22 protein-coding genes are annotated in these 24,912 nt (G+C 58.5%); 8 read left to right on the forward strand and 14 right to left on the reverse strand.

All coding sequences use genetic code 11. The annotated features are described in order from the left end of the window. Positions 1-20 precede the first annotated feature (20 nt). On the forward strand, positions 21-1,568 hold the full coding sequence (locus DUT91_RS17155; RefSeq protein ID WP_114441729.1) for an MFS transporter: 1,548 nt from the start codon (positions 21-23) through the stop codon (positions 1,566-1,568). 474 nt (positions 1,569-2,042) lie between these two features. Here DUT91_RS17155 and DUT91_RS17160 read toward each other — a convergent pair whose 3' ends face one another. After that, on the reverse strand, positions 2,043-2,666 hold the full coding sequence (locus DUT91_RS17160) for a TetR/AcrR family transcriptional regulator (protein ID WP_114441864.1): 624 nt from the start codon (positions 2,664-2,666) through the stop codon (positions 2,043-2,045). A 77-nt stretch (positions 2,667-2,743) separates the two neighbouring features. Here DUT91_RS17160 and DUT91_RS17165 point away from each other — a divergent pair, with 77 nt between their 5' ends. Both DUT91_RS17165 and DUT91_RS17170 read left to right on the forward strand, forming a co-directional pair. Then, positions 2,744-3,373 (forward strand): NAD(P)H-dependent oxidoreductase, encoded by a 630-nt coding sequence (locus DUT91_RS17165; RefSeq protein WP_114441730.1) that lies wholly within the window; start codon positions 2,744-2,746, stop codon positions 3,371-3,373. Between the two features lie 85 nt (positions 3,374-3,458). After that, complete coding sequence (locus DUT91_RS17170) at positions 3,459-4,127, forward strand: hypothetical protein (RefSeq protein ID WP_114441731.1); 669 nt, start codon at positions 3,459-3,461, stop codon at positions 4,125-4,127. 226 nt (positions 4,128-4,353) lie between these two features. Here DUT91_RS17170 and repC read toward each other — a convergent pair whose 3' ends face one another. From repC to DUT91_RS17220, 10 genes are all read right to left on the reverse strand, one after another. Then, positions 4,354-5,568, reverse strand: coding sequence for a plasmid replication protein RepC (gene repC / locus DUT91_RS17175; RefSeq protein WP_114441732.1), 1,215 nt, complete (start codon positions 5,566-5,568; stop codon positions 4,354-4,356). A gap of 154 nt (positions 5,569-5,722) precedes the next feature. Further along, positions 5,723-6,724: a plasmid partitioning protein RepB gene (gene repB, locus DUT91_RS17180; RefSeq protein ID WP_114441733.1), complete on the reverse strand. Its 1,002-nt coding sequence runs from the start codon at positions 6,722-6,724 to the stop codon at positions 5,723-5,725. 80 nt (positions 6,725-6,804) lie between these two features. After that, positions 6,805-8,010 carry a plasmid partitioning protein RepA gene (gene repA / locus DUT91_RS17185; protein ID WP_114441734.1) on the reverse strand — a complete coding sequence of 402 codons (1,206 nt, stop codon included), beginning with the start codon at positions 8,008-8,010 and terminating at the stop codon, positions 6,805-6,807. A 1,301-nt stretch (positions 8,011-9,311) separates the two neighbouring features. Then, positions 9,312-9,764, reverse strand: coding sequence for a hypothetical protein (locus tag DUT91_RS17190; RefSeq protein ID WP_147272203.1), 453 nt, complete (start codon positions 9,762-9,764; stop codon positions 9,312-9,314). 505 nt (positions 9,765-10,269) lie between these two features. After that, positions 10,270-11,445: an ABC transporter permease gene (locus DUT91_RS17195; protein ID WP_114441736.1), complete on the reverse strand. Its 1,176-nt coding sequence runs from the start codon at positions 11,443-11,445 to the stop codon at positions 10,270-10,272. Next, positions 11,442-12,440, reverse strand: coding sequence for an ABC transporter permease (locus DUT91_RS17200; RefSeq protein ID WP_114441737.1), 999 nt, complete (start codon positions 12,438-12,440; stop codon positions 11,442-11,444). Before DUT91_RS17200 ends, DUT91_RS17195 begins: the two co-directional genes overlap by 4 nt. Before the next feature lie 2 nt (positions 12,441-12,442). Beyond that, complete coding sequence (locus DUT91_RS17205; RefSeq protein ID WP_114441738.1) at positions 12,443-14,350, reverse strand: ABC transporter substrate-binding protein; 1,908 nt, start codon at positions 14,348-14,350, stop codon at positions 12,443-12,445. After that, on the reverse strand, positions 14,344-16,239 hold the full coding sequence (locus tag DUT91_RS17210) for an ABC transporter ATP-binding protein (RefSeq protein WP_114441739.1): 1,896 nt from the start codon (positions 16,237-16,239) through the stop codon (positions 14,344-14,346). The genes DUT91_RS17205 and DUT91_RS17210 overlap by 7 nt, the downstream gene beginning before the upstream one ends. A gap of 130 nt (positions 16,240-16,369) precedes the next feature. Then, complete coding sequence (locus DUT91_RS17215) at positions 16,370-17,332, reverse strand: polysaccharide lyase family 20 protein (protein ID WP_114441740.1); 963 nt, start codon at positions 17,330-17,332, stop codon at positions 16,370-16,372. Then, positions 17,329-18,675, reverse strand: a complete 1,347-nt coding sequence (locus tag DUT91_RS17220) for an adenylate/guanylate cyclase domain-containing protein (protein WP_114441741.1) — start codon at positions 18,673-18,675, stop codon at positions 17,329-17,331. Before DUT91_RS17220 ends, DUT91_RS17215 begins: the two co-directional genes overlap by 4 nt. Before the next feature lie 239 nt (positions 18,676-18,914). Between DUT91_RS17220 and DUT91_RS17225 the strand changes: the two genes are divergently transcribed. From DUT91_RS17225 to DUT91_RS17235, 3 genes are read left to right on the forward strand one after another with little or no spacing between them, the layout of a single operon-like run. After that, on the forward strand, positions 18,915-19,244 hold the full coding sequence (locus tag DUT91_RS17225; RefSeq protein WP_114441865.1) for an ArsR/SmtB family transcription factor: 330 nt from the start codon (positions 18,915-18,917) through the stop codon (positions 19,242-19,244). Beyond that, on the forward strand, positions 19,237-19,701 hold the full coding sequence (locus DUT91_RS17230; RefSeq protein WP_114441742.1) for an SRPBCC family protein: 465 nt from the start codon (positions 19,237-19,239) through the stop codon (positions 19,699-19,701). The genes DUT91_RS17225 and DUT91_RS17230 overlap by 8 nt, the downstream gene beginning before the upstream one ends. A 48-nt stretch (positions 19,702-19,749) precedes the next feature. Continuing rightward, complete coding sequence (locus DUT91_RS17235) at positions 19,750-20,163, forward strand: GFA family protein (RefSeq protein WP_114441743.1); 414 nt, start codon at positions 19,750-19,752, stop codon at positions 20,161-20,163. A gap of 17 nt (positions 20,164-20,180) precedes the next feature. On the opposite strand, the gene DUT91_RS17240 is transcribed toward DUT91_RS17235, so the two are convergent. Further along, positions 20,181-21,524 (reverse strand): nucleotide sugar dehydrogenase, encoded by a 1,344-nt coding sequence (locus DUT91_RS17240; RefSeq protein ID WP_114441866.1) that lies wholly within the window; start codon positions 21,522-21,524, stop codon positions 20,181-20,183. Positions 21,525-21,689: 165 nt separating this feature from the next. On the opposite strand from DUT91_RS17240, the gene DUT91_RS17245 reads away from it, so the two are divergent. Continuing rightward, the gene (locus DUT91_RS17245) at positions 21,690-22,778 is read left to right on the forward strand and encodes a glycosyltransferase family 4 protein (RefSeq protein ID WP_114441744.1); all 1,089 of its coding nucleotides are present in this window, start codon (positions 21,690-21,692) and stop codon (positions 22,776-22,778) included. Beyond that, a complete protein-coding gene (locus DUT91_RS17250; RefSeq protein ID WP_114441745.1) occupies positions 22,775-23,521 on the forward strand; it encodes a polysaccharide deacetylase family protein in 747 nt (248 codons plus the stop codon). Before DUT91_RS17245 ends, DUT91_RS17250 begins: the two co-directional genes overlap by 4 nt. On the opposite strand, the gene DUT91_RS17255 is transcribed toward DUT91_RS17250, so the two are convergent. Continuing rightward, positions 23,518-24,360, reverse strand: coding sequence for an MBL fold metallo-hydrolase (locus tag DUT91_RS17255; RefSeq protein WP_114441746.1), 843 nt, complete (start codon positions 24,358-24,360; stop codon positions 23,518-23,520). The two genes, DUT91_RS17250 and DUT91_RS17255, sit on opposite strands and share 4 nt — an antisense overlap. A gap of 30 nt (positions 24,361-24,390) precedes the next feature. Beyond that, positions 24,391-24,843, reverse strand: coding sequence for a cyclic nucleotide-binding domain-containing protein (locus DUT91_RS17260; RefSeq protein WP_114441747.1), 453 nt, complete (start codon positions 24,841-24,843; stop codon positions 24,391-24,393). Positions 24,844-24,912: the final 69 nt, after the last annotated feature.

The following is a 24,912-nucleotide window of genomic DNA, read 5'->3' on the forward strand; positions in this document are numbered from 1 at the left end:
TGATATTCAGGAGTAAGCTCATGCACGAAAAAATAGCCGGAGAAAGCGCGCCCCTCGCTGGACGACGCGAGTGGATCGGTCTGTGCGTTCTTTCGATCGCCTGCCTCATTTATTCCATGGATTTGTCAGTCCTGTTTCTCGCCATGCCTGCGATTGTGGCCGATCTCGATCCCTCCGCGTCGGAGCTTCTTTGGATAAACGACATCTATGGTTTCATGGTCGCCGGTTTTCTCGTCACCATGGGCACGCTCGGGGACAGGATCGGGCGCAGGCGCGTTCTCCTGATCGGCGCTTTTGCTTTCGGCGTGGCTTCCGCATTGGCGGCCTTCTCGAGCACCGCTCAGCAATTGATTATTTCCCGGGCATTGCTCGGCATCGCCGGTGCGACGATCGCGCCTTCAACGCTCTCCCTTGTTGTCAACCTGTTTCAAAATGAAGCCGAGCGAAATCGGGCAATCGGCATCTGGGGCACGGCTTTCGCCTTAGGTGGCCTTGTGGGACCGCTGATCGGTGGGGCGCTGCTGCAATATTTCCATTGGGGATCGGTCTTCCTGATCAATATTCCCGTTATGGTGGCTCTGCTCATCGCCGCGCCGTTTCTACTGCCGGAGTACAGGAGCAACGAAGGCGGCAAGCTCGACCTGTTGAGCGTGCTGCTGTCGCTTGGAACAGTCCTGCCGGTCATCTACGGTTTCAAGCATATGGCAGCCTATGGCTTCGAACCCGGTCAGTTGCTCCCGATATTGGCAGGCGTGCTGGTCGGCGTTTTGTTCATTCGCCGACAAAGCAGCCTCGCGCACCCACTTATCGACCTCCGCCTTTTCCGCATACCGGCGTTCACCGCCTCGCTTTTGGTCAATCTGGCCGGTGTCTTCTTCGTGTTCGGTGTCTTCCTTTTCCAAAACCTGTTCCTGCAGCTGGTGCTTGGTCTTTCACCCTTGGAAGCAGCCTTGTGGTCGATCCCGTCGGCGCTTGTCTTCACCGTCATGTCTTTTCAGGCTTATCGCTTCACCAACCGCTTCGGAGCGGTCCGGACCGTTCTGATAGGTCTGGTCGTCAATGCGGTGGGAACTGCGGCAATGGCGGCCGCGGCCTATGGTGAAAGTCTCGTTGGCGTGCTGGGCGCAAGCATGATCATAGGCGTCGGCTTTGTACCCGTCATTCTCACCACGACAGGCCTGATCGTCGGAACCGCACCACCCGAGCGTGCAGGCTCGGCCTCTGCGATTTCGGAAACCAGCGCGGAATTCGGTGGTGCTCTGGGTATTGCCCTGCTGGGCAGTCTCGGTACGGTAGTATACCGCATGAGGATGGATGGCATCGACTTGAGCAGTCTCAATGAAACGCAGGCATCGGCAGTCTCAGCCACGCTCGCCGGAGCGGTCGAGATTGCCAAGGCTTTGGGCGGGACGACACCGGTCTGGCTCGATACGGCAAGAACCGGCTTCGCGCTCGGTTTCGCAGTATGTTGCGTCGTTGCCTCCGTCACATTGCTCATTCTGGCGGCTGTCGCACGAAAGGTTTATCAGAGCGCCCATATCGACGAAAGAAGCGCAGCTGCACATTGAGCGGCCTTTCGGCTTTGAACTGCAGAGCTTTTTCGCACCCGAAAACGCCTCCATGAGGAGGCGCCGCTGGACCTCAATGCGTTCCTCGGTCTTTGCATCTGTTGGTCTTGCCTGAAAACGACAGGTTTAGTATGGCCGATACGGCGCTGGCGAACCAGGGACTGAAACGTCGCCTGGCATTGACGCTTCCCCAGATGTACGCAGCACCAATCCTGATTGCCCGCTCCAAAATGATCGCCACCGTGGTGGGTGGGGTAGTCCGCACCCGCGGATATGCGCATGAGCTCTCGGTTCTGCGCCGCCATCGACCTGGAGCCCGTCCAGTTCGTCTTGTCGTGGCATCGGCGAAACGATGTTCATCCCGCCCAGCGATGGTTCAGGGGAGTGCATCGCCTCGCTTGCGGAAGAGCCGATGCCGATACCGGAGACACCCCGGACGAAACGCCGGGCCTGAGGAAAGGTTTCCATCAGATCCTAGTCGCGGGCGTTTCTGCCCACCATTGCGACGATCGTTTCGAAGAGTTCGTCCTTTGCTTGTTCTGCGGTGATGTCTCCGGCCGCAGCCGCGCAGGACAGGGCTTCGGCGGCGCCGAGCATTCCCCAAAGGCCGGCGGCGTTGATAGCGCCGGTTCCGGTAAAGGGGGTCAGGAGAATCCGGCACTTCTCGATGAATACTGCCTCATATCGGCGCTTGGTCTTTTCCAGCTCGGGCGAGCCGGCGAGCGCCGCAATCACGCCCGGTATTTCGCGGCCCTGGTGCAGCACGCAATCGACATAAGAAGACGCGATGACCGCGGCCCTGCTTGGCAAGGTTGGTTGGCTCGCCTCAAGCGCTGCATTCATGATTGCGGTCTGGCGCGCGTCGAATTCCTGATAGAGGGCCAAGAGCAGCCCAGCCCGCGTGCCGAAGTGATCGTAGACGACAGGCTTTGTGATGTCAGCCTGCTCGGCAAGCCGCCCCAACGTCAGGGCTTCCGTCCCCTCCTCGCGCGCCAGCCGCCATGCGACATCCAGAAGCTGGCGATGGCGATCCTCCCTCGATAGGCGGCGACGCGGCTGCGTATCGGGAAGCTGTTTTTTAGGGGCAGTGCTTGACATGATTATATACCAAAGGTAACTTACTAAAAGTATATAAAACATGGCCCTTCTATGCAATCCAACACAGGAGTTTTTTCATGCATGCGCTCATTGTTGTCTCTCACCCCAATCCCGCATCGCTCACCCATCGTGTCGCTGCCAATCTCGGGGACGGAGTAACCATGTCCGGTCCCGGCAACTCGTTTGAGATCGCTGATCTTGCGGCGGAAGGTTTCGATCCGCGTTTCAACGCAGCGGATGTCGCGGCCTATCTCAAAGAGGCGCCGCTCCCCGCCGATGTAACTGCCGAGCAGGCGAGGATCGATCGGGCCGATGCGCTCGTGCTGGTCTATCCCGTCTACTGGTGGTCGATGCCGGGGCTTCTCAAGGGATGGATTGATCGCGTATTCAGCAATGGCTGGGCCTATGACGAGGAGGCGGATGCCAAGGTCGTCAAGAGGCTTCAGCACCTTCCGGTGCATCTCGTCGCCATAGGCGGCGCAAACTTGCGGACCTATACGCGGCATGGCTATTTCGACGCCATGAGAACGCAGATTGATCATGGCATCTTCGACTATTGCGGCGCGCCAGTCAAAACATCCGAATTCCTGCTTCTCCCGGAAGGAAAGGATCCGTCTGCGCATCTGGATACCGCGCGCGCCATTGGCGGCAGTCTTTTCTGCCTGTCCAAGACATCGGGACGAAGCAAGGCGGTCGAAACGGTGTGAACATCGGTTTGGCGATCACCGTGGAAATTGTTAAAGATGTCTCGGCAGGATGCGATGATTATCGTTGCATGCCGGAGGTCAGCCCATGTTCATCGTTCGAAGGCACAGAACAAAGTTCGTTATGTTTTCGGCTTTCCTGCTTTTCGCAGGCCTTGCCGCTTCAAGCATCCACGCCAGGTCAAAAGCGGATGCGGCCTGTCATACGACCTTTGTCGAGATAACGCCTGCAGCGCGGGCCTGCGGCTTCTCCTTGAGCAAGACGGGTGTTTTGATTCAGGACGGGAAAACGCTCGCCGATCCGCTTGTCGCTTCCTATCAAGATGACGGGAGCAGCCAGAAGCCCTTGGGCGCCGAAGAGGTCGTGCTGTTTCCGCCCTCCCCTTCGGGCCGGTTCCGCATCCTCCAGGCTTGCACGGGTATGGGAGCCGAGGCGCTGTGTTGGCAGACCTTCGTCCTGGATCAGAAGAAAGGACAGCTCCATAACAGCTTTGCCGGACGATACGGGCCTAGGCGCTGGCAGAGCTGGAGCCCAAACGAACAGCACGTCGTGCTCGCGAACAGCGATGAGGGCGCCTGGTGGCTGCATGTGATCGAGCCCGCAAATGGCAACTCGCTTGATTTCCCCGCCGACGGTTCGACCGAGAACTGGATTGTAGAGCCAAAGACGCTGACATGGACTGGACCCAGAAGCTTCACGATCAGGGTCAAGACATGCGGGGTCTGCAAGAGCGGTGTGAAGGAGATTCAGTTTTGACAACGGAATTCGACACAGAAGCGCACCCATGATCCTTTACGGTGGCGGCGCTTTTATGGTGATTTCTCTGGCATAAGCGCCGCACCTGTCGTCCTCCATTCATGTCCGATAAGTGCAACGGGCTGCCATCTACACCAATACCGCTCCCACTTTCGGGAAGTGGAGCCGGGTCTTCTCCCCGATTGTGCCGTTTTTCTTCCCTTATCGCCGATCTGCACCCTTCGCATCAGTCAATTCCCAACCTTTGTGTGGCGGTTCCATTGATTTTCAAAGCTGCCATGATCATTGGTCCGATCGTGAACTCCCCTGCTCTCGCCTTTTGCGTGAGCGCCCGTAGATAACCGCCAGCGGATTTGATGTTCTGGGCTCGCTGAAGCATGCAGGCGATGACGACCGCGGCATTTTCCTGCCCGAGAATCTCCGCGGCGCTTTCATAGGCCGCGTGAGAAATTCCGAGATAGGCTTTGACGTGCCCGGCCGTTGTCATCAAATCACGCCAACTGTTGATCCCTTCGATGGCATAGTCGGCGATCTCGGGACAGGCTCTGAGGACCATGCCAAGGGGATAGGTCCTGGGGGGGGCTGCAATTGGCAGTCTTTCATCCGTGTTTTTCTTCAGTCCTTTTCCCAAACCCGATTCAGGTTCAATTATGATTTCTGTATCTGAATTAGATTGCTGCCATCCATTATGGGATTCATTGCCGCTTGTTTCGCGCGCATTCACGTGGAATTCCAACAGCTTGTCCAATTCTTCCCGCAAAGCCGCCAGTTGCGCCTCAATGGGCTCCAGATCGGCGAGCACGGCACGGCGGGGAATGGTCTCGACGATGCTCCTGAAGCGCTTCCACAACACGTCCCAGTGGCCGCTACAGCCTTCGCGCTGGGCTGCTTCGATGAGTTTTTGAATATCCCGACGGTGCAATGTGATGCGCTGACGCGCAAGTCTGAGTCCACGGATTTCCGCCCGGACCTTTTCAGCAGCCCTTTCGAATTCTTCGGTGCGCGCAAGCAACGGCGCTAAGGAGAAGCCAAAAGCTTCATCCACGCTGCCCCCTTTGCCCCGGCGGGCATATCTCTTGCCATTCGGGCTATCGCGACGAATGATCAGGCCGCAATCAACAAGGGCAGCGAGATGCCGACGGAGCGTCGTATCCGCCATGCCGTGCGCCCTCAGTGCCAGTTGAGCATTGGACGGGAAGACAACGAGACCATGCTTCTGCGACAGTTCTGTCTCGGGATAAAAGGTCAGCAAGGCGTTCAGCACCGCCAACGAGCGATCGGATACGCCGATGGCCTCTTTGGCCTCGCAAAGCCAGCGATAGATGCGCCATTTGTCGGTTATCTTGCCTTCGGGTATGTCCTGCGTCTTCATCTGGCTTGCCATCAAGGCAAACGACATCGACCGTCGCCCAAAGGGCGTCGTTACTCTACTGATCTCCATTTTCTTTCACCTTCGTTCAGGCAAAAGAAATCCGCTCGCCAAATGACGCTAAAGACTCTTGACAGTGATTCGTGGAAATGTGATTCTCTGACTGCTTACATCTGAGAAGGGCTTCCACGACTGCGTCGTTGGGGGCCTTTTTCTTTTGCGGTTTCTAGTCTCCCGTTTGCCTCGTTTTTTCCGATTGCCTGAAGGCTTCATAGAAGCGGTCAAGATTCTCGGTCAGATATTCTCCGAACCTGCCCGCATCCCGGGCTTTCAGCGCGAGGCTGAAGGACTTTCCGGTGTTGCGGATGTCTCCGGTGACCTGCTTGTCAGCGGCGGCCCAGACGCGTGCGGGTTTTGGCTGAAACCCCTTCCTGACCGGCTTTTTACCGGTGCCGCTGAGATGGCTGAACAAGAGATCGAAGCGCAGCTCCTGATCGGCCTCCATAAACTCCGCATCCGCTATGAATGCCGCAGCGGCTTCCGTATTCTTCGGGCGCTCGATGAGCTTGCGCAGTTCCAGCCAGCGATCGCGACCGATGCCCTTCGCGGGGCCTATCGCCTCGATAATCTCAGTGGGAATCGCCTTGGGAATGGTCAGCATCTTGCTGAGTGTCTGATAATCCACCGATAGAGCCGACTGGATGGTCTCGCGCCCGTAACCCAGCGCTTCCAGCCGCTGGGCGAATAGAACACGCTCAATGAAGGTCAGATTGGCCCGGGCGGCATTCTCCTGCCCCTGAGCAATGATGTGATCGATATCGGCCAGGGCTTTGACGACGGCGCGTACAGGCCGGCCGAGATCCCTGGCGACTCTCACCCTTCGATGGCCGAAGACGATCATATAGCGGCCATCCTGATCAGGATGCGGGCGAACCAGGATAGGCGTGTCCTGCCCCCTCTCCCGGACCGCTGAAAGCAGTTCCTGATAGGCGTCGTCATCAGCCTTCATGCGGTCCGCGACGAAGGAGCCGTCTATCATGTCAGGATCGATCTCAACGATCGTCTCGCCTTCGACAAGTTTCGATGCTTGTCTGGCAAGTTCGTCGATCGAGGAAGAGATCGATTTCGCCGCGCCATATTTCGGGAAGCCCGAGTCCCGCTGATCGGCGGCGTCGGTTTCGGGCGGCTCGGTACGCATCAGACTGTCGAAAATGTTTTTTCTAGCCATTTGACCACATTCTTTGCCACATAGTTGATTCTATCTATCCACGTGTTCCTGCAGCATAATTTGCTGATTTAGACGGCCGTCTATTTGGCCCGGCCCCACGCCTGATGGATGAGTTCGCGGATTTCCGAGTTGACCGCTTCGAGCGATTCCATCGCCCGTTCATAGGTCGCGCGGGTCATTCCGGACTTCTCAACTTCATAAAGGGTCTGTTTCGTCAGGCCCGCATCGGAGATTGCCGTTGATTTCACCATCTGGTTCTTCAGCATCTGTTTTGCCAGCATGGACTGCATGAAGCCCACCATCTGGGCCTGCGGGATATCCGTCGGCTCATAGCGCGTGATAAGATATCTGAACCAGTCGAGATCAACCTCGCCTCCCGCGCGGCGGATGGTTTTCAGGATGTCGCCAAGCATCAGCAGAAATTGTGACATCGACATGAGATCGAGCATCTGCGGGTGGACGGTGATCAGCACTGATGACGCGGCGGCAAGCGCAGTCAGAGTCAGGTATCCAAGCTGTGGCGGGCAATCGATAACAACAATATCGTATTGGTCATCCACCTGCTTGAGCGCTGCCTCGATTCGGTTCCAGAAGGTCTTGCCGTCTGTCGAGCTTCGGTCCTGCATCGCAAGCGGCGTATCATATTCATATTCCTGCAATTCCAGCGAGGCCGGAATGATGCTGAGTCCCGGAAAATTCGTCGACCGGATCACCTCGGTGATCGGCTTGCGTTCCTCGTCATAGCGGATGGCCTCGTAAATCGAGGGATATTTGTCGAGTTCTGGCTGGATGCCGTGCAAGGCTGAAAAGGATGCCTGCGGATCTAGGTCAACGGCCAGGACCCGATGCCCGGTGAGGGCCAGGTGCTGTGCAAGATGTGCGGCGGTCGTGGTCTTGCCCGAACCACCCTTGAAGTTGACGACTGCGATCACCTGAAGTTTTTCGCCATTGCGGCGGTGCGGGACATATTTTTTTACGTCGGCGCGCCCATTCCTGTCGAGATAGTGACGCAGTTCCATGATCTGCTCGGCCGAATAGGTTCGCCTGCCGCCAGCATGGATATGCGGCTCCACGCCTTTTCCCTCCAGGTGCAGCTTTTTCAAATTGCTGGTGGACACACCGAGGAAATAAGCGGCTTCGGCAAGCGAGAATTGCCGCAGGGACTTCGATGCATTCGGCGGAAAAGTTTCGAGACGAAGCTGATTCAGCCGCTTGGATATCTCTCGTCCTTGAGACAAAATGATATCATCGAACAACGCCTTGTGTGGGGGAGCAGAGAAATTCATTTTGGCGGACCTCAAATAACGGCATTCGAGCGAATTTCACTCGATTGCCGTCATTATGTCCGATTCTCCGGGCTCGGCAAGAAGTTTTAAGTTAATAAAGAGTTAAACATTGCGCGACAGCCATCAAATAGCGGCGATTGCTTTGAAAGGATCAAGGCTGCAGGTGAGATTTTTGGCTGTCCGATTCGGCTTCCCCAACACTGGAAAGGCCAGTGTTATTGTCGGGCCGGGCCCTGTAACAGGATATCCCTTTCGCCGTTGCCGGGCAAACCTTATTGCCGGGCCCGATGCAGAAGATATGCAGCTTCGTACGATCCCGGTGCTCGCGAAGCCAAGCCGGACGGCCAGCCTCAGTGGGCCAAGCTGAGCGGATTATCGCTCTTCTATACGATCGCCGGATGAGACGCGCCTCCGGATCGTTCAACGACCCACGTATCGGTTTGTTCTCACAGCGGGCGCACCGACAAGCCTTATGATCGCGCCATCACCCGGGGAAGGAGCCGAGAACCCCTTCTGTGCGGCTTTGCGCCAGCCTGCATGCCTATCGGCGGCAAATCGTTCATCTCGTGATAAGCATCTATGATCTTGTCAATAGGCAGGCGCAGGGGCATCGTGGCCCTAGGTCGTGTCCTTCGGGTGGAACTTCAACAATCTGATCCTGCTGAAATGCACTAGTGACCACCGCTATCCTGGTACTGCACGGTGCGGGACAGCATCGACTTGCCGGATCGCAAGGGAAAGTCGTTGTTGCTGCCCAGCCGAGTGACGCAGGTCAGCCCGCCAATAGACGAAACCATGTATCCCCTTGTTATATATGCTCTATTGAGAAAATAGACGGCCGTCTAATCTGCGTTTCTGCTACTCGCCTCGTTGCGTGAGGCTCCGTCGGTGCTGCTACGGCCATCCCAGGACGAAAAGCGGTTCTCGATCCGATAGACGTGCAGCGCGGATCGTTCAGCGCTGTTGGCTCGTGGAAATGGATGGATCAGCATTCAAGAGGACACCGGGGAGAAGGGGCGTTTGGCCCGAAACCGCTAGCGGCTCGTCTGGCACGATAGCCTCGCTTGCACCGGGCATGGCCTTTCCTGGAGTAAAGTTCGCAGCGATGCCACAGTCGCTACCGTAACTATAGACACCATGGGGATTGCGGAGAGCCATTGCTCGCGAGAAAATGAAACGTCCGCTATGGCTGAACGGGGAGGGGGCGGCGCATTTACCCTAAGAGATGTTGTTGCTGCGGCCGCGGGACTTTCTCGCGCGCTGTTTTATTGCCGAATTGTGATTTGGGACAAAGGGGGCGTTCACTCCGTTCCACGTCGGGGGCGCCGGGCCAACATCTCGTAGCCGTGCTGATGGCGTTCCCTCCGGGTGGGCAATGGCCTGATCTGCCGCTGCCTTGCAACGGCGCTATGATGATGATTCCTTGACATGCCATGGCTTGTGCGCGGTTTTGTCTTTTGTCTTCGGGCGAGCCGCTGAGAGGTCTGGCTTTCAAAATTGACGCCTGTGCGATAATCGCCGCCTTTGCGCAACGCACCGGGCGTTTCGTGCTGGATGGTTTGTTCTACTTTGCTCCACCCGCGGACCGAAATCAAAGCAACTCCCATGAGGAGCGCCGTGTTGCCGCAACAGATCGCCATAGGGGCCGAACCGCCGAAGATGTCGGCGGTGGAGCCGGGATTGATGTGTGTAGTGCGGTAGTCGTTCGGCGTTTCAAAGCGAATCACGGAGCGCAGGCGGAAGGGCCGTCGCATGCGATCGGCTGTAGAATACAACCTGGTGTCGTCGGATCTCGTGCTGAGATAGCAGGACCAGCCCCAACCCATGTTCTCAAAAACTGCCCCGCAAGGTCAGCCGCTCTTGTCGTGGACGCAGTTCACGACGACGGGCGTTGTGCGGAAAGACGGACGCCTGCGCTCCCTGGCGTGGCGGCGAGGCGGCATATGGAAACCACGTCACCGCAATATTGCCTCCTCTAAGCAGCCGATTTGCGCAGATTGCCGAGAGCGCTCGTGAAGGCACTTTGGTAAGAAAACCTCGTTCTTTAATGACTTGTCGCGACAGTTTAAAGGCTTATCCCATTGCAAGGCGGAAAACGCGCTCAGAAGTGTCATTATCGGACATAAAATCGTCACGACAGGTGCGGCGGTTTTGCGCAATTATGAAGCAATTAACCGCCGCACCTGTCGGACCGCTGTTCGAAACCAGAATATTCCATCAGCCTGACAAATTCGTTCGATATCCGACAGCCGGGAGCTGTCATTTGTAAGGATCGGCCGCGTCGCGCAGCCCGTCGCCGAGGAAATTGAATGCGAGGATCACCAGAATGACCGGGATCATGGGAAACAGCAGCCAAGGATAAAAGGCGATGACGCTGACACTGCGGGCCTCGGTCAGAAGAATGCCCCAGCTGGTGATCGGGGCTCTGAGGCCGAGCCCCAGGAAGCTCAGCGCCGTTTCGCCGAGGATCATGCCGGGTATCGCGATTGTCGCCGTGGCGATGAGATGTGACATAAAACCTGGGATGAGGTGTCGCCGGATGATGCGGCTGCCCTTGGCGCCCATCAACTGGGCCGCCAGGACATAATCCTCCTCGCGAAGCGCAAGGAGCTTGGAGCGCACGGCGCGCGCCAGGCCGGTCCAGTCAAGCAGGCCGAGGATCATGGTGATACCAAAATAGATCACGATGGGGCTCCAGGTGATCGGCATGATCGCGGCCAGGGCCATCCAGAGCGGAATGCTGGGAATGGACTGGAGGACCTCGATGATACGCTGCACGATCAGGTCGAAAACGCCGCCATGATAGCCTGCAAGGCCCCCAATGATAATGCCTAGTAAAAAGCTGAAACTGATGCCGAGCAATCCGATCGTCAGTGAGATACGGGCGCCGTAGATGATACGAGACAGGACATCGCGCCCCAGCCTGTCTGTCCCAAGAAGGAAGAGTTCGCCGCCAGGAGCCGGGCAGGCCAGATGCAGGTCGCTCCCGATCAGGCCCCAGAACCGGTATTTGTCGCCCCTGCACAAGAAGCGGATCGGCTGAATGGCATTTCTGTCGTCAGAATATTCCCGCTTCAGCGTATCCATGTTCAGCGTCATCTGGCGACCGTAGACGAACGGCCCGACGAGTTGCCCCTCGTGAAACAGGTGCACGCGCTGCGGCGGCGCATAGATGAAGTCCATGTTCCGCGTGTGCAGATTGTAGGGCGCCAGGAACTCGCAGATCAGGATCATCAGGTAGAGCGCCAGAAGGAAGATGCCCGATGCGACGGCAAGCCGGTGGTTTTTGAATTTCCACCACATGAGGCGCAGCGGCGATGCCTGAAAGACACGTTCCTGTTCCCTGGTCATCACCTCGACCGACCGCGGATCGAAAGGCGCGGTCGAGACATAGTGGGGCAGCGGCGCGCCGGGAGGGGGGAGGGGGGAGTTCATTTGGTGCTGCCGCCCTGCAACCGGATGCGCGGATCGAGCAGCGCCAGCGCCAGGTCGGAGATCAGCACGCCGATGACCGTAAGGAAGGCGAGGAACATCAGGAACGAGCCCGCCAGATACATGTCCTGGCTTTGCAACGCCTTGATCAGCATCGGGCCGGTGGTTTCGAGCGACAGCACGATTGCGGTGATTTCTGCACCGGAGATGATGGCGGGCAAGATCGAGCCGATATCGGAGATGAAGAAATTGAGCGACATGCGCAGCGGATATTTGATCAGTGTGCGGAAGGGCCCAAGGCCCTTGGCGCGCGCCGTCGTTACATATTGTTTGTGAAGCTCGTCCAGGAGATTGGCGCGCAACCGCCGGATCATGCTGGCCGTGCCTCCCGTCCCGATGATGACGACCGGGATCCAGATATGCTCGAGGATCGACTTGGCCTTGTCCCAGCTCATCGGCTGGCTCAGATATTTCTGGTCCATGAGATGGCCGATCGAGGTGCCGAACCAGATATTAGCGAAATACATGAGGATCAGGGCCAGCATGAAATTCGGTATGGCGAGGCCGAGAAGTCCGAGCAATGTCAGCCCGTAGTCGCCCCAGCTATATTGGTGGGTTGCTGAATACATGCCGATCGGAAATGCAATGATCCAGGTGAAGATGATGGTGACGAAGGAGACTAGAATGGTCAGCCACATCCTGTCGCCGATCACATCGCGAACCGGCAGCTCATATTCGAACGAATAGCCGAAATCGCCCTGCAGCATGCCGCCGACCCAGTAGAAGTAGCGCAGGACCGGAGGCTTGTCGAAGCCGTACTCCTTGCGAAGCGACTGGATGCGCTCCGAATCCACGCTTTCGCCCTGCGCTCTCAGTTCGGCGATATAACTGTCGAAATAATCGCCGGGCGGGAGCTCGATGATGGTGAACACCAGTGCCGAAATAATCAGCAATGTCGGGATCATTACGGCGATGCGCCAGATTATGTAACGCAGCACGATCAGGGTTCTCCGCCAAGCCAGAACGTGTCCGGCATATAAACGCCGAGATAGGACGTCGGATCAAAGCCATAGAGCCCCTTGTCGGGCAGGTTGCGCAGCCGCGTGGATGCCACTATCGGCTGAAGCGTTGCGTTGACGATGCCGATTGAAAACACCTGGTCGGTGTAGATGGAAAGCATCGAGGTCCAGATTTCGGTTCGCTCGCGGGAATCCACCGATCTGCGCCAGCGCCTGAGAAGCGACATGAGCTCGATCACCTCAGGAAGATCGGGCGGCTCACCGATCTTGCCATGCGAAAGATAGTAGACGCCCCATAGCGGCCACTGCAATTGCTCGTCCGCCGTCGGCGCAAGCTGGTCGGGGTTCATGTCGGCGGTCGGGACGCCATTGTCGATACCCGACCATATCGACATCATGATCTGGCCGGCCATGGCCCGGCTGCGGAAGACATCGCGCTGCGAGGGGCGGATGAAAAGGGCGATGCCGATCTGACGCCAGTGATCGGTCACGAGTTCGAGCACATCCGTCTCCAGCGTCCCTTCGCCGGCGCTTTCCACGATGATCTGCGCCGTACGGCCATCGGGAAGGAGGCGCAGGCCGTCATCGTCGCGTGTTCGAAGCCCGATTTCATCGAGCAGGGCGTTGGCTTTGGCAGGATCATGGGCGATCCAGGCTTCGGCGAATTCAGGACGATAGAGCGGACTTTCGGGCAGAACCGTGTCGGCGCTCTCCTTCGCCAGTCCATAGAATACGGCTTTGTTGATCTCGCGTCTGTTGATGGCAAGCGAGAGTGCCCGGCGCATGCGAACGTCGCGCAAGAGCGGTTTCCATACGGCGTCGTTACAATTCAGGTTCGGCAAGAGCGCCACCCGCGATCCCTGCGTCCGCTTCCACAGGTGCACCTTCACCGGATAACGTTTCTCCGCATCCTTCAGGAACGTATAGTCAGGGAAATCTATTCCGAAGCATTGCAGATCGCTCTCGCCGGCCCCGGTCTTGGCGGCAATGATGGACGAAGAGCTGACATTGAGAATGAAGCGGTCGATGTAAGGCAGTTGCAGGCCGTTTTCGTCAATCCTGTGGAAATAAGGATTGCGTTCGAAGACGAATTGCTCAGCCGGTGGGGCCGTCGTGTTTCGCCAGGGGTCGAGGGTCGGCAATTCAGGGTTTTCGGGGCGATATTGCCGCGACATGCGAATGTGAAGCTCGGTCCATTTCCTGGCCTGATATTCCTTCATCAAGCCGGACAGGCGGAACGCGTCCTGATATGTCTTGTGAAATTGCTTGAGATAAGCGGAGGGAAGGACGAGGCTCAGCGCCTGGGCGCTTGCCAGTTTGGGCAGGAAGTCCGGATTGGGCGCATCCCACGAATAGCGAACGGTCAGCGGGTCGATGATTTCGAACCGGGGCGGCCTGCCATCCACCCGCAAGGCCGTGATGGGCCCACCGGGGGAAAGCTCCTTGTTCAGCCACACATCTTCGAGGCAATAGCGGAAATCTTCCGGTGTCAGCGGACTGCCATCGGACCATTTATGCCCTTCGCGTATCCTGAATGTGAAGACGCGCTCCCCGCTGACCTCGAAGCTTTCCAGAATGTCCGGGATCATGTTGAGCTTGTCGTCATAACCGACCAACCGTGCATAGCCGTTGATCGTCATCAGCCGGATATCCTTCTGGCTGCCGATCAAGGTGCGCACCGTGCCGCCATGCCGGCCGGGCTTTCGGTCCTTCGCGGCAAGATTGACGATCCGCGGCTTCTTCGGCAGGCGGTCGGCGACTTTCGGCAGCATTCCCGATTTGAGCAGCGGTTCGAGAAAAGCAGGCTCCCGGTCGTCGGCCAGAAGTCTGGCCGGCCCGGGAATGAACACCGATGCCATGAGGCCGAGCGCGGTCCGCCGGCTCAACACGGGCGCAAATCCCTGATGTCACTGGTTTTGCGGGCCAGCACGATATGGCCGCCGCCTAGATCGAGCGGCGTCAGCGCATCGTCTTCACCCTCGTCGCGAAACTGTGGTCCCCAGGCCCTTGTGTTCGTTGCGCCGCTCAAATTGAGCATCTTGAAGTCCATCGGCCTGTCGAGATCGGGGAACGGAACAGCCGCAACCAGCGAACGGGTATAGGGATGAATCGGCTTTCGCAGCAGGATTTCGCGCGGCGCGAGTTCCACGATGCGGCCGCGGCACATGACCGCGATGCGGTCGGCCATATAATCGACCACGGCAAGATTATGGGAGATGAAGAGGTAGGTTAGCCCGAGCTCCTTCTGCAGATCCTTCAGAAGGTTCAGGATCTGCGCCTGGACCGAGACGTCGAGGGCCGAGACAGGCTCATCGCAGATCAGCAGATCGGGGCGGAGCGCCAGCGCCCGGGCGATGCCGATCCGTTGCCGCTGGCCACCGGAAAAGGAATGCGGATAGCGCTTGATGGAACGCTGATCGAGCCCGATGGCCTGCATCAAATTCTTGACGGTGGCGAGGCGGGAACGGGCGTCGCCACGCCCGTGGATTTCCAAAGGCTCGCTCAAAATATTCTGCACCGTCATGCGCGGCGACAGGGACGATACCGGATCCTGGAAGACCATCTGGATCTTCGTGCGCAAATGGTGCAGCGCTGCCCCTTCGGCAGACAGGACATCGATCGAGCCGGCTTCGTCTTTGAGAACAACCGATCCGCCATCCGAGGTCACCGCCCGCATGAGGATCTTGCTGACGGTGGTTTTGCCGCAGCCGCTTTCACCGACGAGCCCGAGACACTCACCACGCTTGATGTCAAAGCTCACGCCATCGACGGCGCGGATGACGGTCTTGTGCTCCTTGCCCAGCCAATCCGACTTGCGCGTGGTAAATGTCTTGGTGAGATCCCTGACCGACAGCAGGACTTCCGGGCTTTTTGACTGTGCAGCCTTGCGCTTGCCCAACAGGTTCTCGACATTGACCGGAACCTCTCGAATGGCGGCGAGCCGCTCGCCAGGCTTCAGGTCGAAATGCGGGACAGCGGCCATCAGGCCTTTCAGATAGGGGTGGCCCGGCCGGCGGAATATCGCCTCCACAGGGCCCGCCTCCATGATCTCACCGTGGTAGATGACGACCACCTCGTCGGCGATATTTGCCACCACGCCGAGATCGTGGGTGATGAGCAGCATGGCCATGTTAAGCTTGGCCTGGAGTTCGCGCAGCAATTGGAGGATCTGCGCCTGTATGGTCACGTCGAGCGCTGTCGTCGGTTCGTCGGCGATCAGCAGCGCTGGCCGGCAGATCAATGCCATGGCGATCATCGCGCGCTGCCGCATGCCGCCGGAAAGCTCGAAGGGATACATGTCATAAGCGCGTTTCGGATCGGGAAAGCCGACAAGGCCCAGCATTTCCTCGGTGCGCGCCTTCCGTTCCGCCGCCGGCTCGTCGGTATGGATCTGCAGGACCTCGCTGACCTGGTTGCCGATGGTATGAAGCGGAGACAATGACGTCATCGGCTCCTGAAAAATCTTGCCGATGCGGCTTCCCCGCAGTGTTCGGATTTCCCGGCCGTCGCGCGGCATCCGGAGGATATCGACCGTGGTTCCCGGCTTCGCCGGATCGGAAAAAAGGATGCGGCCATGGATATGGGCCGTGTGCGGCAGGATGCCCATCACCGCCTGGCTGATCACCGATTTGCCCGAACCCGATTCCCCCACAAGCGCCGTCACCTTGCCGGGAAGGACGCGAAGACTCGCATGCTTCACCGCCCGGATCGGCCCGCCTATGATCGCAAACGAAATGCCGAGGCCTTCAATCCTCAGCAGATCAGTGCTTGAAACCATCCCGATATGCCCCGCGTTCAAGCATCCGCCACCCCGCCCGCCATGGCTGGTCGCCCAACGAGATTAGCCCACTGCCCCTTGCCTGCCTAGAGCGAGTTTCAGCTAAATCTGATCATTTGGCCGCCAGGCTTTACAGTGCAGGACATTCGCCTTTGTCCAAGACGTCCTTGCAATGGGGCGAGCGTCTGAAATTATCGTAATAGAGCGTCCATTCATCCTTATTGGCGGCGCGATAGGGGCCAAATTTGAAATACTGGTTTTCGCCCAGTCCCTTGTCGCCATGGCCGATATGGCCCCTAACGGTCACGACCGGCTTGCCGTTCGCGAAGACCTCGATATGGCCTGAGCCGTCGGGTCCGGGCCTGGTGAATATGGCGAAATCGATCCAGCCCGAATCCGGCGATGGCAATGCACCATGCCTGATCACGGAAATAGCGCTCGTGCAGCTCGAAAAGAGCGAACCGTCCTCTGGCGTCCATGTCGCATCGGTGGCGACCAGCGCACGCATCTGGTTGGTTTCCGGCCGCAGCCACACCGGCGTTTCGCCGGAAGCGCAGGGGGCAGTGGTCTTTTCAGGCGCAGCCGCGGCGAGGGTTGCCTGGGGAGCGATATAATTGGTCTCGACCGTGGCGAAAAGTTTTCCCTGCCGCAGCCGCAGCGCCAGGAACGGGCTGAAATCCCCTTCCGCCTCCGGTCCGATTTCGCGCTTCCACTGCGCAATGAGATAGCGATGGTCGTCCTGCGGGATCGGCGCGCCGAATTTGACGGTGAAACCATACCAGACACCCTCATTATAGGGCACGCGCAAATCCGGCTTCTCCCAGATTTCGGCGCGTTCGCTGCATAATGTCTCAGCGGCGGGGCAGTGCGGCTTGACGCTGAGTTTGAGTGCGCCGCCCCTGATCGCCACATCGCGCTGGAATTCGACGATACCGGCTTTCTGCTCGAAATTCTTCTTGTAATAGAGGCCGCCTTCCTTCGAGAAGCTCTGGCCGTCAAAGCTGTCCCTGAGAACACGCATTTCAGCGCCCGCCGGGCCTGCTGCGCCAAGCAGCACAGCGAGACTGGCACAAAGCAAGAGGCTGGCCTTCATTGAAAACCTTTCAGGGCAGGATCACGCAGCGGCAGTTTGCTGGCATCGCGATGCAGCAATATGACCTGTTCGGCGTCCGATATCCTGTCATAGATTGCCTCAAGACCGCCATCATCGTCGGCAGGCGGGGTTTCAGACAAATCAGGGAAGAGTACCGTAAACTTCTGCTTGACCCCGGGGAGCTTTTCCTCGCCGACCGTTACCCAGCTGCCATTGGCGCAATAATTGGCGAAGTCCTTGCTGGCGAGGATACGAGAGGGTGAATTCTTCGTCAACACCTGAAGCCGCTGCACTTCATTGACGGCCGAGCCGAAGACGGAAAAGGTCAGGCGATCGGAGAGCCCGACATTGCCATACATGACATTGCCGACATGCAGCCCTATGCCATAACCGATCTCGTCCAACCCCTCCTGGTTCCTGCGGGCATTCAGTTCCGCCATCCGCTTTATCGCCTTATGGGTCGCGGCGAGCGCGGCCTGACAGGCAAGCTCTGATGGCGCACGATGTCTCTCGCAGGGGTAGACGGCAAGAAAGCCGTCGCCGAGAAAGCTGAGGATCTGGCCGCCCGCCCGGTTGAACGGAGCGGCGATCGCATCGAAATACTGATTCAGCGTTTCGATATAGACATCGCGGCCCGCGGTCTCGGCGAGCCTTGTGGAATGACGCATGTCGGCCATCACCAGCGCTGCACGCACCGTATCGCCCTCGCCACGCTTTATCTGGCCGTTGAGCACGCGCTTGCCCGCGTCGCCACCGAGATAGGTGGTGAGCATGTTGTCGGTGAGCTTATGAAGAACGGCCATCTTGCTGGCCACCGCGAGATGGTTCTGCATGCGCAGCAATGCCGCGATCATATTGTCGCTGAAGCCGCCTGGGCTATCGGTGGACCACGACCCGACCATCCCCTGGTTGGTATTGCCGCCAAACGAGTGGACGAAAGCCAAGTAATCGGTCACGCCGATGAGCTTGAGCTCATCGAAAATGGGAAATTCCGACGGTACATCAGGGTGGAGCCGACGGCGCAGATGATCGAGGTTGTTACTGAACAGATGATAATAAGGGCTGCGTGTAAACCGGTCGGATGGTCCGCCATTCGACTTGCGGAACCCTTCGACTTCCATGCCCTGGCCACGGCGCCAGGTGAAGCCCAGCGCATCGTAAAGGGGATGCAGCATTGAAAAGCTCAGGTGGACCCGGGCCAGCGGCAGGCCAGCGGCTGCCAGACGCTCACAAAAGCCCCTGACGATGGTCTTGAGATCGTCGCCGGCCAATGAGGTTTCGGTCAGCCAATCGGCGACCTTGTCCAACAAAATGGTCGAAATCTCGGATTGTGCCGTGCTCATGCTTGCTTTGGCCGCTTCGAACCGGGGTGCCGTTCGAACACGGGACCATCTCCATTTGTTATGCAAAGAGATGCCCGCCTCTTGCCGGCCTCCCCGAGCTTCGTTGAATGAGCGAAACCGATAGCTTGAAAAATTAGCCCTCAATCGCCGAAATTACAAGCTGCGGCGATGGTAAGGAATGGAAGCACTGAAAAGGATTAGTGTTGACTAATGCGTTAGTCCACGCTAATGAGTGCGTCATGACCGAAGCAGCCATCAACATCGTTATGCGCGCACTCGCCGATCCGACACGTCGAGCCGTGTTCGAGCGGATCACCCAGTCCGATGAAATTACCGTGGCCGAACTTACACGGGGAAGCGGCGTGACGCAGGGGGCGGTCTCCCAGCATCTTAAGACGTTGAGACAGGCAGGTCTGGTCACGGAGCGTCCCGACGGTCGCAACGTCTATTATCGCGTGCAACCCGAGGGTCTTGAGCCGCTATTCGACTGGATGAGCCATTACGGTGTCTTCTGGCGTGAGCGGTTTGCCGCCCTAAGAACCCTCCTGAAGGAAATTGATCATGAATGATAGCATCCTGAAATCCGACACCCATGACATCGTGGTTGACGAGGTATTCCCGCATGCGTCCGAGACGATCTGGAAGGCACTGACATCAGGCAATTTGATTGGCCGTTGGCTGATGGAGCCGAAAGGGTTCGAACCGGTGGCTGGCAATCGCTTCACGTTTCAGACGACACCGGCTGGCGGGTGGGATGGCACCATCAATTGTCAGGTGCTGGAGGCGGTGCCGAACGAACGCCTCGCTTATGCCTGGAAAGGCGGGCACGAGGGAAACACCGGATATGGCTCGCCCCTCGATACAATAGTCACATGGATCCTTTCCCAAATGCCAAACGGAACCCGGGTCCGCCTTATCCATTCGGGTTTCGTCCTGCCGAAGAACAACACGGCATTCGAGAAGATGGGCGAGGGTTGGAAAAAGGTGCTTCCAAAGCTCCGCGCCGTCGCAGACGAGCAGGATTGATAGTTTCCGAACAATTGCGGCTTTTACGCTTCCGGCAGGAGAAATGACATGAGCGAGCCCTACACCGGCGGATGTGCCTGTGGCGCACTGCGTTATGATATATCGGCCGAGCCGATTGCGATGAATGACTGCCAATGTCGCCAGTGCCAATATGAAACCGGCACAGGACACGGATCCTACCTGACCTTCCCGGATGCCGACGTGAAGCTCGCGGGTGACGCGAAGCACTGGGACCTGGTTGGCGATAACGGGACCGTAAAACGCCATGCCTTCTGTCCCACCTGCGGCTCGCCCGTCTATATGAGTTTTCCTTATATGCCCGATATTTTCATCGTGCGGGCTGGAAGTCTGGATGATCCAGGCCGCTATAAGCCGCAAATGGTTTTCTGGTGCGCAGCCGGCAACGCCTGGGATCATCTCGATCCGGCTTTGACCAAATTCGACAAGATGCCACCGGCGTGATTGCAGCCTGATCCGGTTCAGGCCTTCACCATCGTCTCCCGGTTCAGTCCGAGGCGCTCGAAAATATTCCGTGTATCGACGATCAGCGGCGCCCAGTCGGCGATCGCCTTGTAGTCGACATTGTCATGGTCCGTGGCGACGAGGACGGCGTCGAAGCGCTTCAAAGCGGCTTCGCTCAGCGCGACGGAACGCCGTCCTTTAAGCGCCATATGCTCCCTGGTTGGTGGAATTTCGTCGATATGCGGATCATGGAATTCCGCTTGGCCGCCGCGTTCCTCGATGAGCTCGATCAGCCGCAAGGACGGGCTCTCGCGTGTGTCGGGCACGTTCTTCTTATAGGCAAGCCCGACGACGAGGATGCGTGAACGGCTCATTGCCTTTCCGGCGCGGAAATCGAGCGCCCTGGCAAGCACATCGACCACATGGCGGGGCATTGCCGTGTTGATTTCAGCCGCCAGCTCAATGAAGCGGGTCGGCAATTCATATTCGCGAGCTTTCCAGGTGAGATAAAACGGATCGATCGGAACGCAATGCCCACCGAGGCCCGGACCGGGGTAAAAGGGCATATAGCCGAAAGGCTTGCTCTTTGCGGCTTCGATCACTTCCCAAATATCGATGCCCATCGCAGCGAAGACGACCTTCAACTCGTTGACGAGCGCGATGTTGACCGAGCGAAAGATGTTCTCGGTGAGTTTGACGGCCTCCGCCGTCGCCGTGGTCGAGACAGGCACGATAGTCTTCACCACGCTTTGATAGAAGGCCTGCATCAGGGCTGTCGCTCCGGCTCCATCACCTGCAACGACCTTCGGAATCAACGCCACTTCGAAGCTGCGGTTGCCGGGGTCCTCGCGCTCCGGCGAAAAGCCGACGAAAAAATCCATTTCCGATTTCAGCCCGTTCTTCTCGAGAATCGGCTTCATGACGCCGTCCGTGGTACCCGGATAGGTCGTTGATTCCAGCACGATGAGCTGACCATGCCGCAGATTGTCGGCGATGACCTGAACGGTATCGGTGACGAAAGAGAGGTCCGGCTCGCGCTGCTTCGTCAATGGTGTCGGAACGCAGATGATGATGACGTCGCACGCGGCAAGCTCGGCAAAGTCGGCGGTGGCGCGGAACCGGCCATCCGCCAGCTGCAAGGCGAGGGCATCGGATGTTACCGCCTCGATATAGGATCGGCCGGCATTGAGGTTCTCGATCTTCTGTCTATCGATGTCGAAGCCGGACACCGGAAATCCTGCGCGTGCGGTCGCGATGGCGAGAGGCAGTCCGACATAGCCAAGCCCGATCACACCCACCTGCGCGGTGCGCGTCGAAATCCGTTCCAAAAGACGATCAGATGTGGATCGAGAGACGTCCAAGGACCTGCCTTCCATCGATGTGGGCAGATCATTCGCCATCATAGCGCAATAGATCTGTCTCGTGGGTCTTCAATATGCTTATTGCGGAAAACCATCTCCCGCAAGCCTAGACGGGATACCGTAACCGTTGACTTGCGCCAATTTCCTGATGATAGATTCGAACCAATGCGGATTGCCTTCCATGCACCCATGAAATCGCCCACCCATCCGGTTCCTTCGGGCGACCGCAGGATGGCGCAATTGCTGGTGAAGGCGCTGGAACGCAGCGGCCATGAAGTGGAGCTGGTATCCGAACTTTCGACCCATCAGCGCGAACCCGACCTTGCCCGTTTCGCGACGATTGAAAGAGCGGCTGCAGGAGAAGCCGCAAGACTGCGAGCGCTTTGGAAGTGCGAAGGCGCGCCGGATCTCTGGTTCACCTATCACCCCTATTACAAGGCGCCTGACATGATCGGGCCAGGCTTGGCCGCTGCTTTCGGCATTCCCTATCTGACAGCCGAGGCATCCTATTCCGCGCGCCGCAATGCGGGACTGTGGGCGAAAACGCAGGCAGTGACGCTGCAGTCGGTGAAGCAGGCGGCGCTGAATATCTGCTTCACCCGGCGAGATCGCGACGGGCTGTTGGCTGCGGTGCCCGATGCCGCTCTCGATATGCTTTTACCCTTCATCGACACGGCAGCTTATCCCGAGCGATCGCCGGCCGTCGATCCGTCCAGACTCGTCTGTATCGCGATGATGCGATCCGGCGACAAGTACGCAAGCTATGAAATGCTCGCGCGCGCGCTCGACAAGCTCCGCCATCTGCCCTGGACCTTGTCGGTGGTGGGGGACGGGGCACTTCGAAGAGAAGTCATGGCGCTGTTCGCCGGTCTCCCGCCGCAGCGGATCGAATGGCGTTTACGGCTGGAGGCCCCCGAAGTGACAAGCGTCCTCTCCGGCGCGGGAATCTATGTGTGGCCGGGCTGCGGCGAGGCTTATGGACTGGCCTATCTCGAAGCCCAGGCCGTGGGGCTTCCCGTGGTGGCGCAGCATGTCGCAGGCGTGCCTGAGGTGGTGGTGAACGGGCAAACCGGATTGCTTACGCCGCCCGGCGATGTGGAGGCTTTCGCGTCGGCAATCGAAAGGCTGCTTGGGAACGAGCGGGAGCGCATGATGATGGCCGACGCCGCCTGGCGCTTCGTGCACGAGGAGCGGTCTCTCGAAGTCGCGGCCGTGCGTCTTGCGGCCATGCTTGCGAAAGTTGCCGGCGCATGATGGATGATCCAGCCTGGCAGCCGCTGCATGACGAACTCCTGCGCTGGGCGCGGGCCGGGCGCATGGCGGAATTCTGGCTGCGCGACGATGATGCGGTGGAACCGACCGCGGCGCTGGACCGCTCGCTCGATCTCACGGCGAAACATGCCATACCTCTTACGCTGGCGGTCATCCCAGCCCACACCGGCGACGCCCTGGCGGCAAGGCTTTCGCGCGAGGGGCATGTCTCGATAGCCATTCATGGCTGGGCGCACGAGAACCACGCGCTGGCGGCGGAGAAGAAACAGGAACTGGGGCCGCATCGGCCGCGCCAGGTGGTGCTTGGAGATCTGGCGCGGGGATTTGCGCGGCTCAGTCACCTGCATGGAGAACGCGCGCTGCCTTTGCTGGTGCCGCCCTGGAATCGGATCGATGCCGGCCTGGTTTCCGAACTCGACCGGCTCGGCTTCCGGGCGCTATCCGTATTCGGACCGCCAAAGCCTGCTTCGATCCCCCTGATCAACAGCAATGTCGATGTGATGGACTGGCACGGCACGCGCGGTTGCCGCGATCACGTATTGCTGGTGGTGGAGATCGTTGCACAGCTTCGACGGGCTTTTGGCGGCGGCGATCCCGTAGGCCTTCTCACCCATCATCTCGTGCATGATGAGGCGGTCTGGTCATTCATGGAGCGCCTGTTCGAAGTGACGTCCCTGCACCGAGCCCGCTGGCGCTCGCCGCCAGAATTGTTGGCTAAACCTTAAGCGAAGCGAGGAAATTCCAACTCCTGGCCGTCGCGCGCGGCAAAGGCTCCCGCAAAAGCATCCTTCGCCTGTTGTTCGATGATCTCCAGCTGACCGTCGCTACGCTTGGGATCATGATGGAACAGAGCGAGGCCGCGTGCGCCGGCTGCTTCGCAGAGCCTGACCCCTTGCTGCCAGGTAGAATGCCCGAAACCGCGGTAGCGCTCCATTTCCGGCTCGATATAGGTGCAGTCATAGATGACGAGATCCGCGTCCTCGATCAGCCCGAGTATGGCCGCGTCGAGCTGGCCGGGTTCATGTTCGGTGTCGCTGATCAATGCAATCGCACGCCCACCCCATTCGACACGGTAGCCGATGCAGCCGCCTGGATGATTAAGGCTGGCGGTTCTGATCGTGATGCCCTCGCGCGGCTGCAGGATGGCGCCCGAGACGAAGTCATTGCAGGCGATATTGGCCTTGCAGATATCGAGCTTGGCCGGAAACCATGGCGGCAGCATGAATTCGCTCAGCATCTGACGCGTGGTCATTCGCCCGGCAAGATGGCCGGACCAGACGGTGATGCGGCAGTTCTTGTCATGGATGGGAGTAAAGAACGGAAAGCCGATAATATGGTCGTAATGGCAATGGGTGAAGAACAGGTCGATGTCGGTGACTCCAGCGGCCCGCAAGGCTTCCCCGGCGAGGCGCAGTCCGGAACCGGCGTCGAGGAAAAGCCTGTGTCCCCCGCATATCAATTCGACGCAGGCTGTATTGCCGCCATAGTGCAGGAACTCGGCCCCCGATACCGGAACGCTGCCGCGCACCCCCCAGAATTTCACCAGCAACCTTTCGTCGTCCATTCGGCCTCGCGGGAATAAAAGAGGTGTCGCCTAGCTTTTGGTGCTTCGCGCGTCGATGAGTTCCGCCGTCGTGCGGCTGAGCCGGTCCGCCAGAACACGCAGTATTTCGATGGTTATCTCCGGGAATTCCCTGAGAAGGCGCAGGAAATGATCCTTGCGGATTCGCAAGGTTTCGAGTGGGCCGTTCGCCCTTACGGTTGCCGTACGCGAGACATTACACAAAATGGCGATCTCGCCGATGATGGAATTGGGCTCCGCCTCGGCAATTTTGATCTGGCCTTGATCCGAATCGACGAGAATATCCGCCGTGCCCGATAATATGACATAGGCGGCGTCGCCTTCGTCGCCCTGCCTGAAAAGGACCTGGCCCGCGCCGTAGCTGACGCGATCGGACGTGAAAGCGAGAAGCTTGAGCTTTGCCGGCTCAACGCCCCGGAACAGGGGAATCCGTTGCAGCATTCCGACTTCATCCTTGAGAAGCACTTTGTAAACCTTCCCGAATTCCTCTGCCAGAACGGCTGAATAAGAGCATGATGTCACCCGAAATCCGGA

The sequence above is a fragment of the Paramesorhizobium salinisoli genome, from assembly GCF_003335045.1.
Classification (GTDB): Bacteria; Pseudomonadota; Alphaproteobacteria; order Rhizobiales; family Rhizobiaceae; genus Paramesorhizobium; species Paramesorhizobium salinisoli.

Coding starts and splice junctions, on each gene's coding strand:
- DUT91_RS17155 (WP_114441729.1), top strand. CDS start 21: ATGCACGAAAAAATAGCCGGAGAAAGCGCGCCCCTCGCTGGACGACGC.
- DUT91_RS17160 (WP_114441864.1), bottom strand. CDS start 2,666: ATGTCAAGCACTGCCCCTAAAAAACAGCTTCCCGATACGCAGCCGCGT.
- DUT91_RS17165 (WP_114441730.1), top strand. CDS start 2,744: ATGCATGCGCTCATTGTTGTCTCTCACCCCAATCCCGCATCGCTCACC.
- DUT91_RS17170 (WP_114441731.1), top strand. CDS start 3,459: ATGTTCATCGTTCGAAGGCACAGAACAAAGTTCGTTATGTTTTCGGCT.
- repC (WP_114441732.1), bottom strand. CDS start 5,568: ATGGAGATCAGTAGAGTAACGACGCCCTTTGGGCGACGGTCGATGTCG.
- repB (WP_114441733.1), bottom strand. CDS start 6,724: ATGGCTAGAAAAAACATTTTCGACAGTCTGATGCGTACCGAGCCGCCC.
- repA (WP_114441734.1), bottom strand. CDS start 8,010: ATGAATTTCTCTGCTCCCCCACACAAGGCGTTGTTCGATGATATCATT.
- DUT91_RS17190 (WP_147272203.1), bottom strand. CDS start 9,764: ATGCGACGGCCCTTCCGCCTGCGCTCCGTGATTCGCTTTGAAACGCCG.
- DUT91_RS17195 (WP_114441736.1), bottom strand. CDS start 11,445: ATGAACTCCCCCCTCCCCCCTCCCGGCGCGCCGCTGCCCCACTATGTC.
- DUT91_RS17210 (WP_114441739.1), bottom strand. CDS start 16,239: ATGGTTTCAAGCACTGATCTGCTGAGGATTGAAGGCCTCGGCATTTCG.
- DUT91_RS17215 (WP_114441740.1), bottom strand. CDS start 17,332: ATGAAGGCCAGCCTCTTGCTTTGTGCCAGTCTCGCTGTGCTGCTTGGC.
- DUT91_RS17220 (WP_114441741.1), bottom strand. CDS start 18,675: ATGAGCACGGCACAATCCGAGATTTCGACCATTTTGTTGGACAAGGTC.
- DUT91_RS17225 (WP_114441865.1), top strand. CDS start 18,915: ATGACCGAAGCAGCCATCAACATCGTTATGCGCGCACTCGCCGATCCG.
- DUT91_RS17230 (WP_114441742.1), top strand. CDS start 19,237: ATGAATGATAGCATCCTGAAATCCGACACCCATGACATCGTGGTTGAC.
- DUT91_RS17235 (WP_114441743.1), top strand. CDS start 19,750: ATGAGCGAGCCCTACACCGGCGGATGTGCCTGTGGCGCACTGCGTTAT.
- DUT91_RS17245 (WP_114441744.1), top strand. CDS start 21,690: ATGCGGATTGCCTTCCATGCACCCATGAAATCGCCCACCCATCCGGTT.
- DUT91_RS17250 (WP_114441745.1), top strand. CDS start 22,775: ATGATGGATGATCCAGCCTGGCAGCCGCTGCATGACGAACTCCTGCGC.
- DUT91_RS17255 (WP_114441746.1), bottom strand. CDS start 24,360: ATGGACGACGAAAGGTTGCTGGTGAAATTCTGGGGGGTGCGCGGCAGC.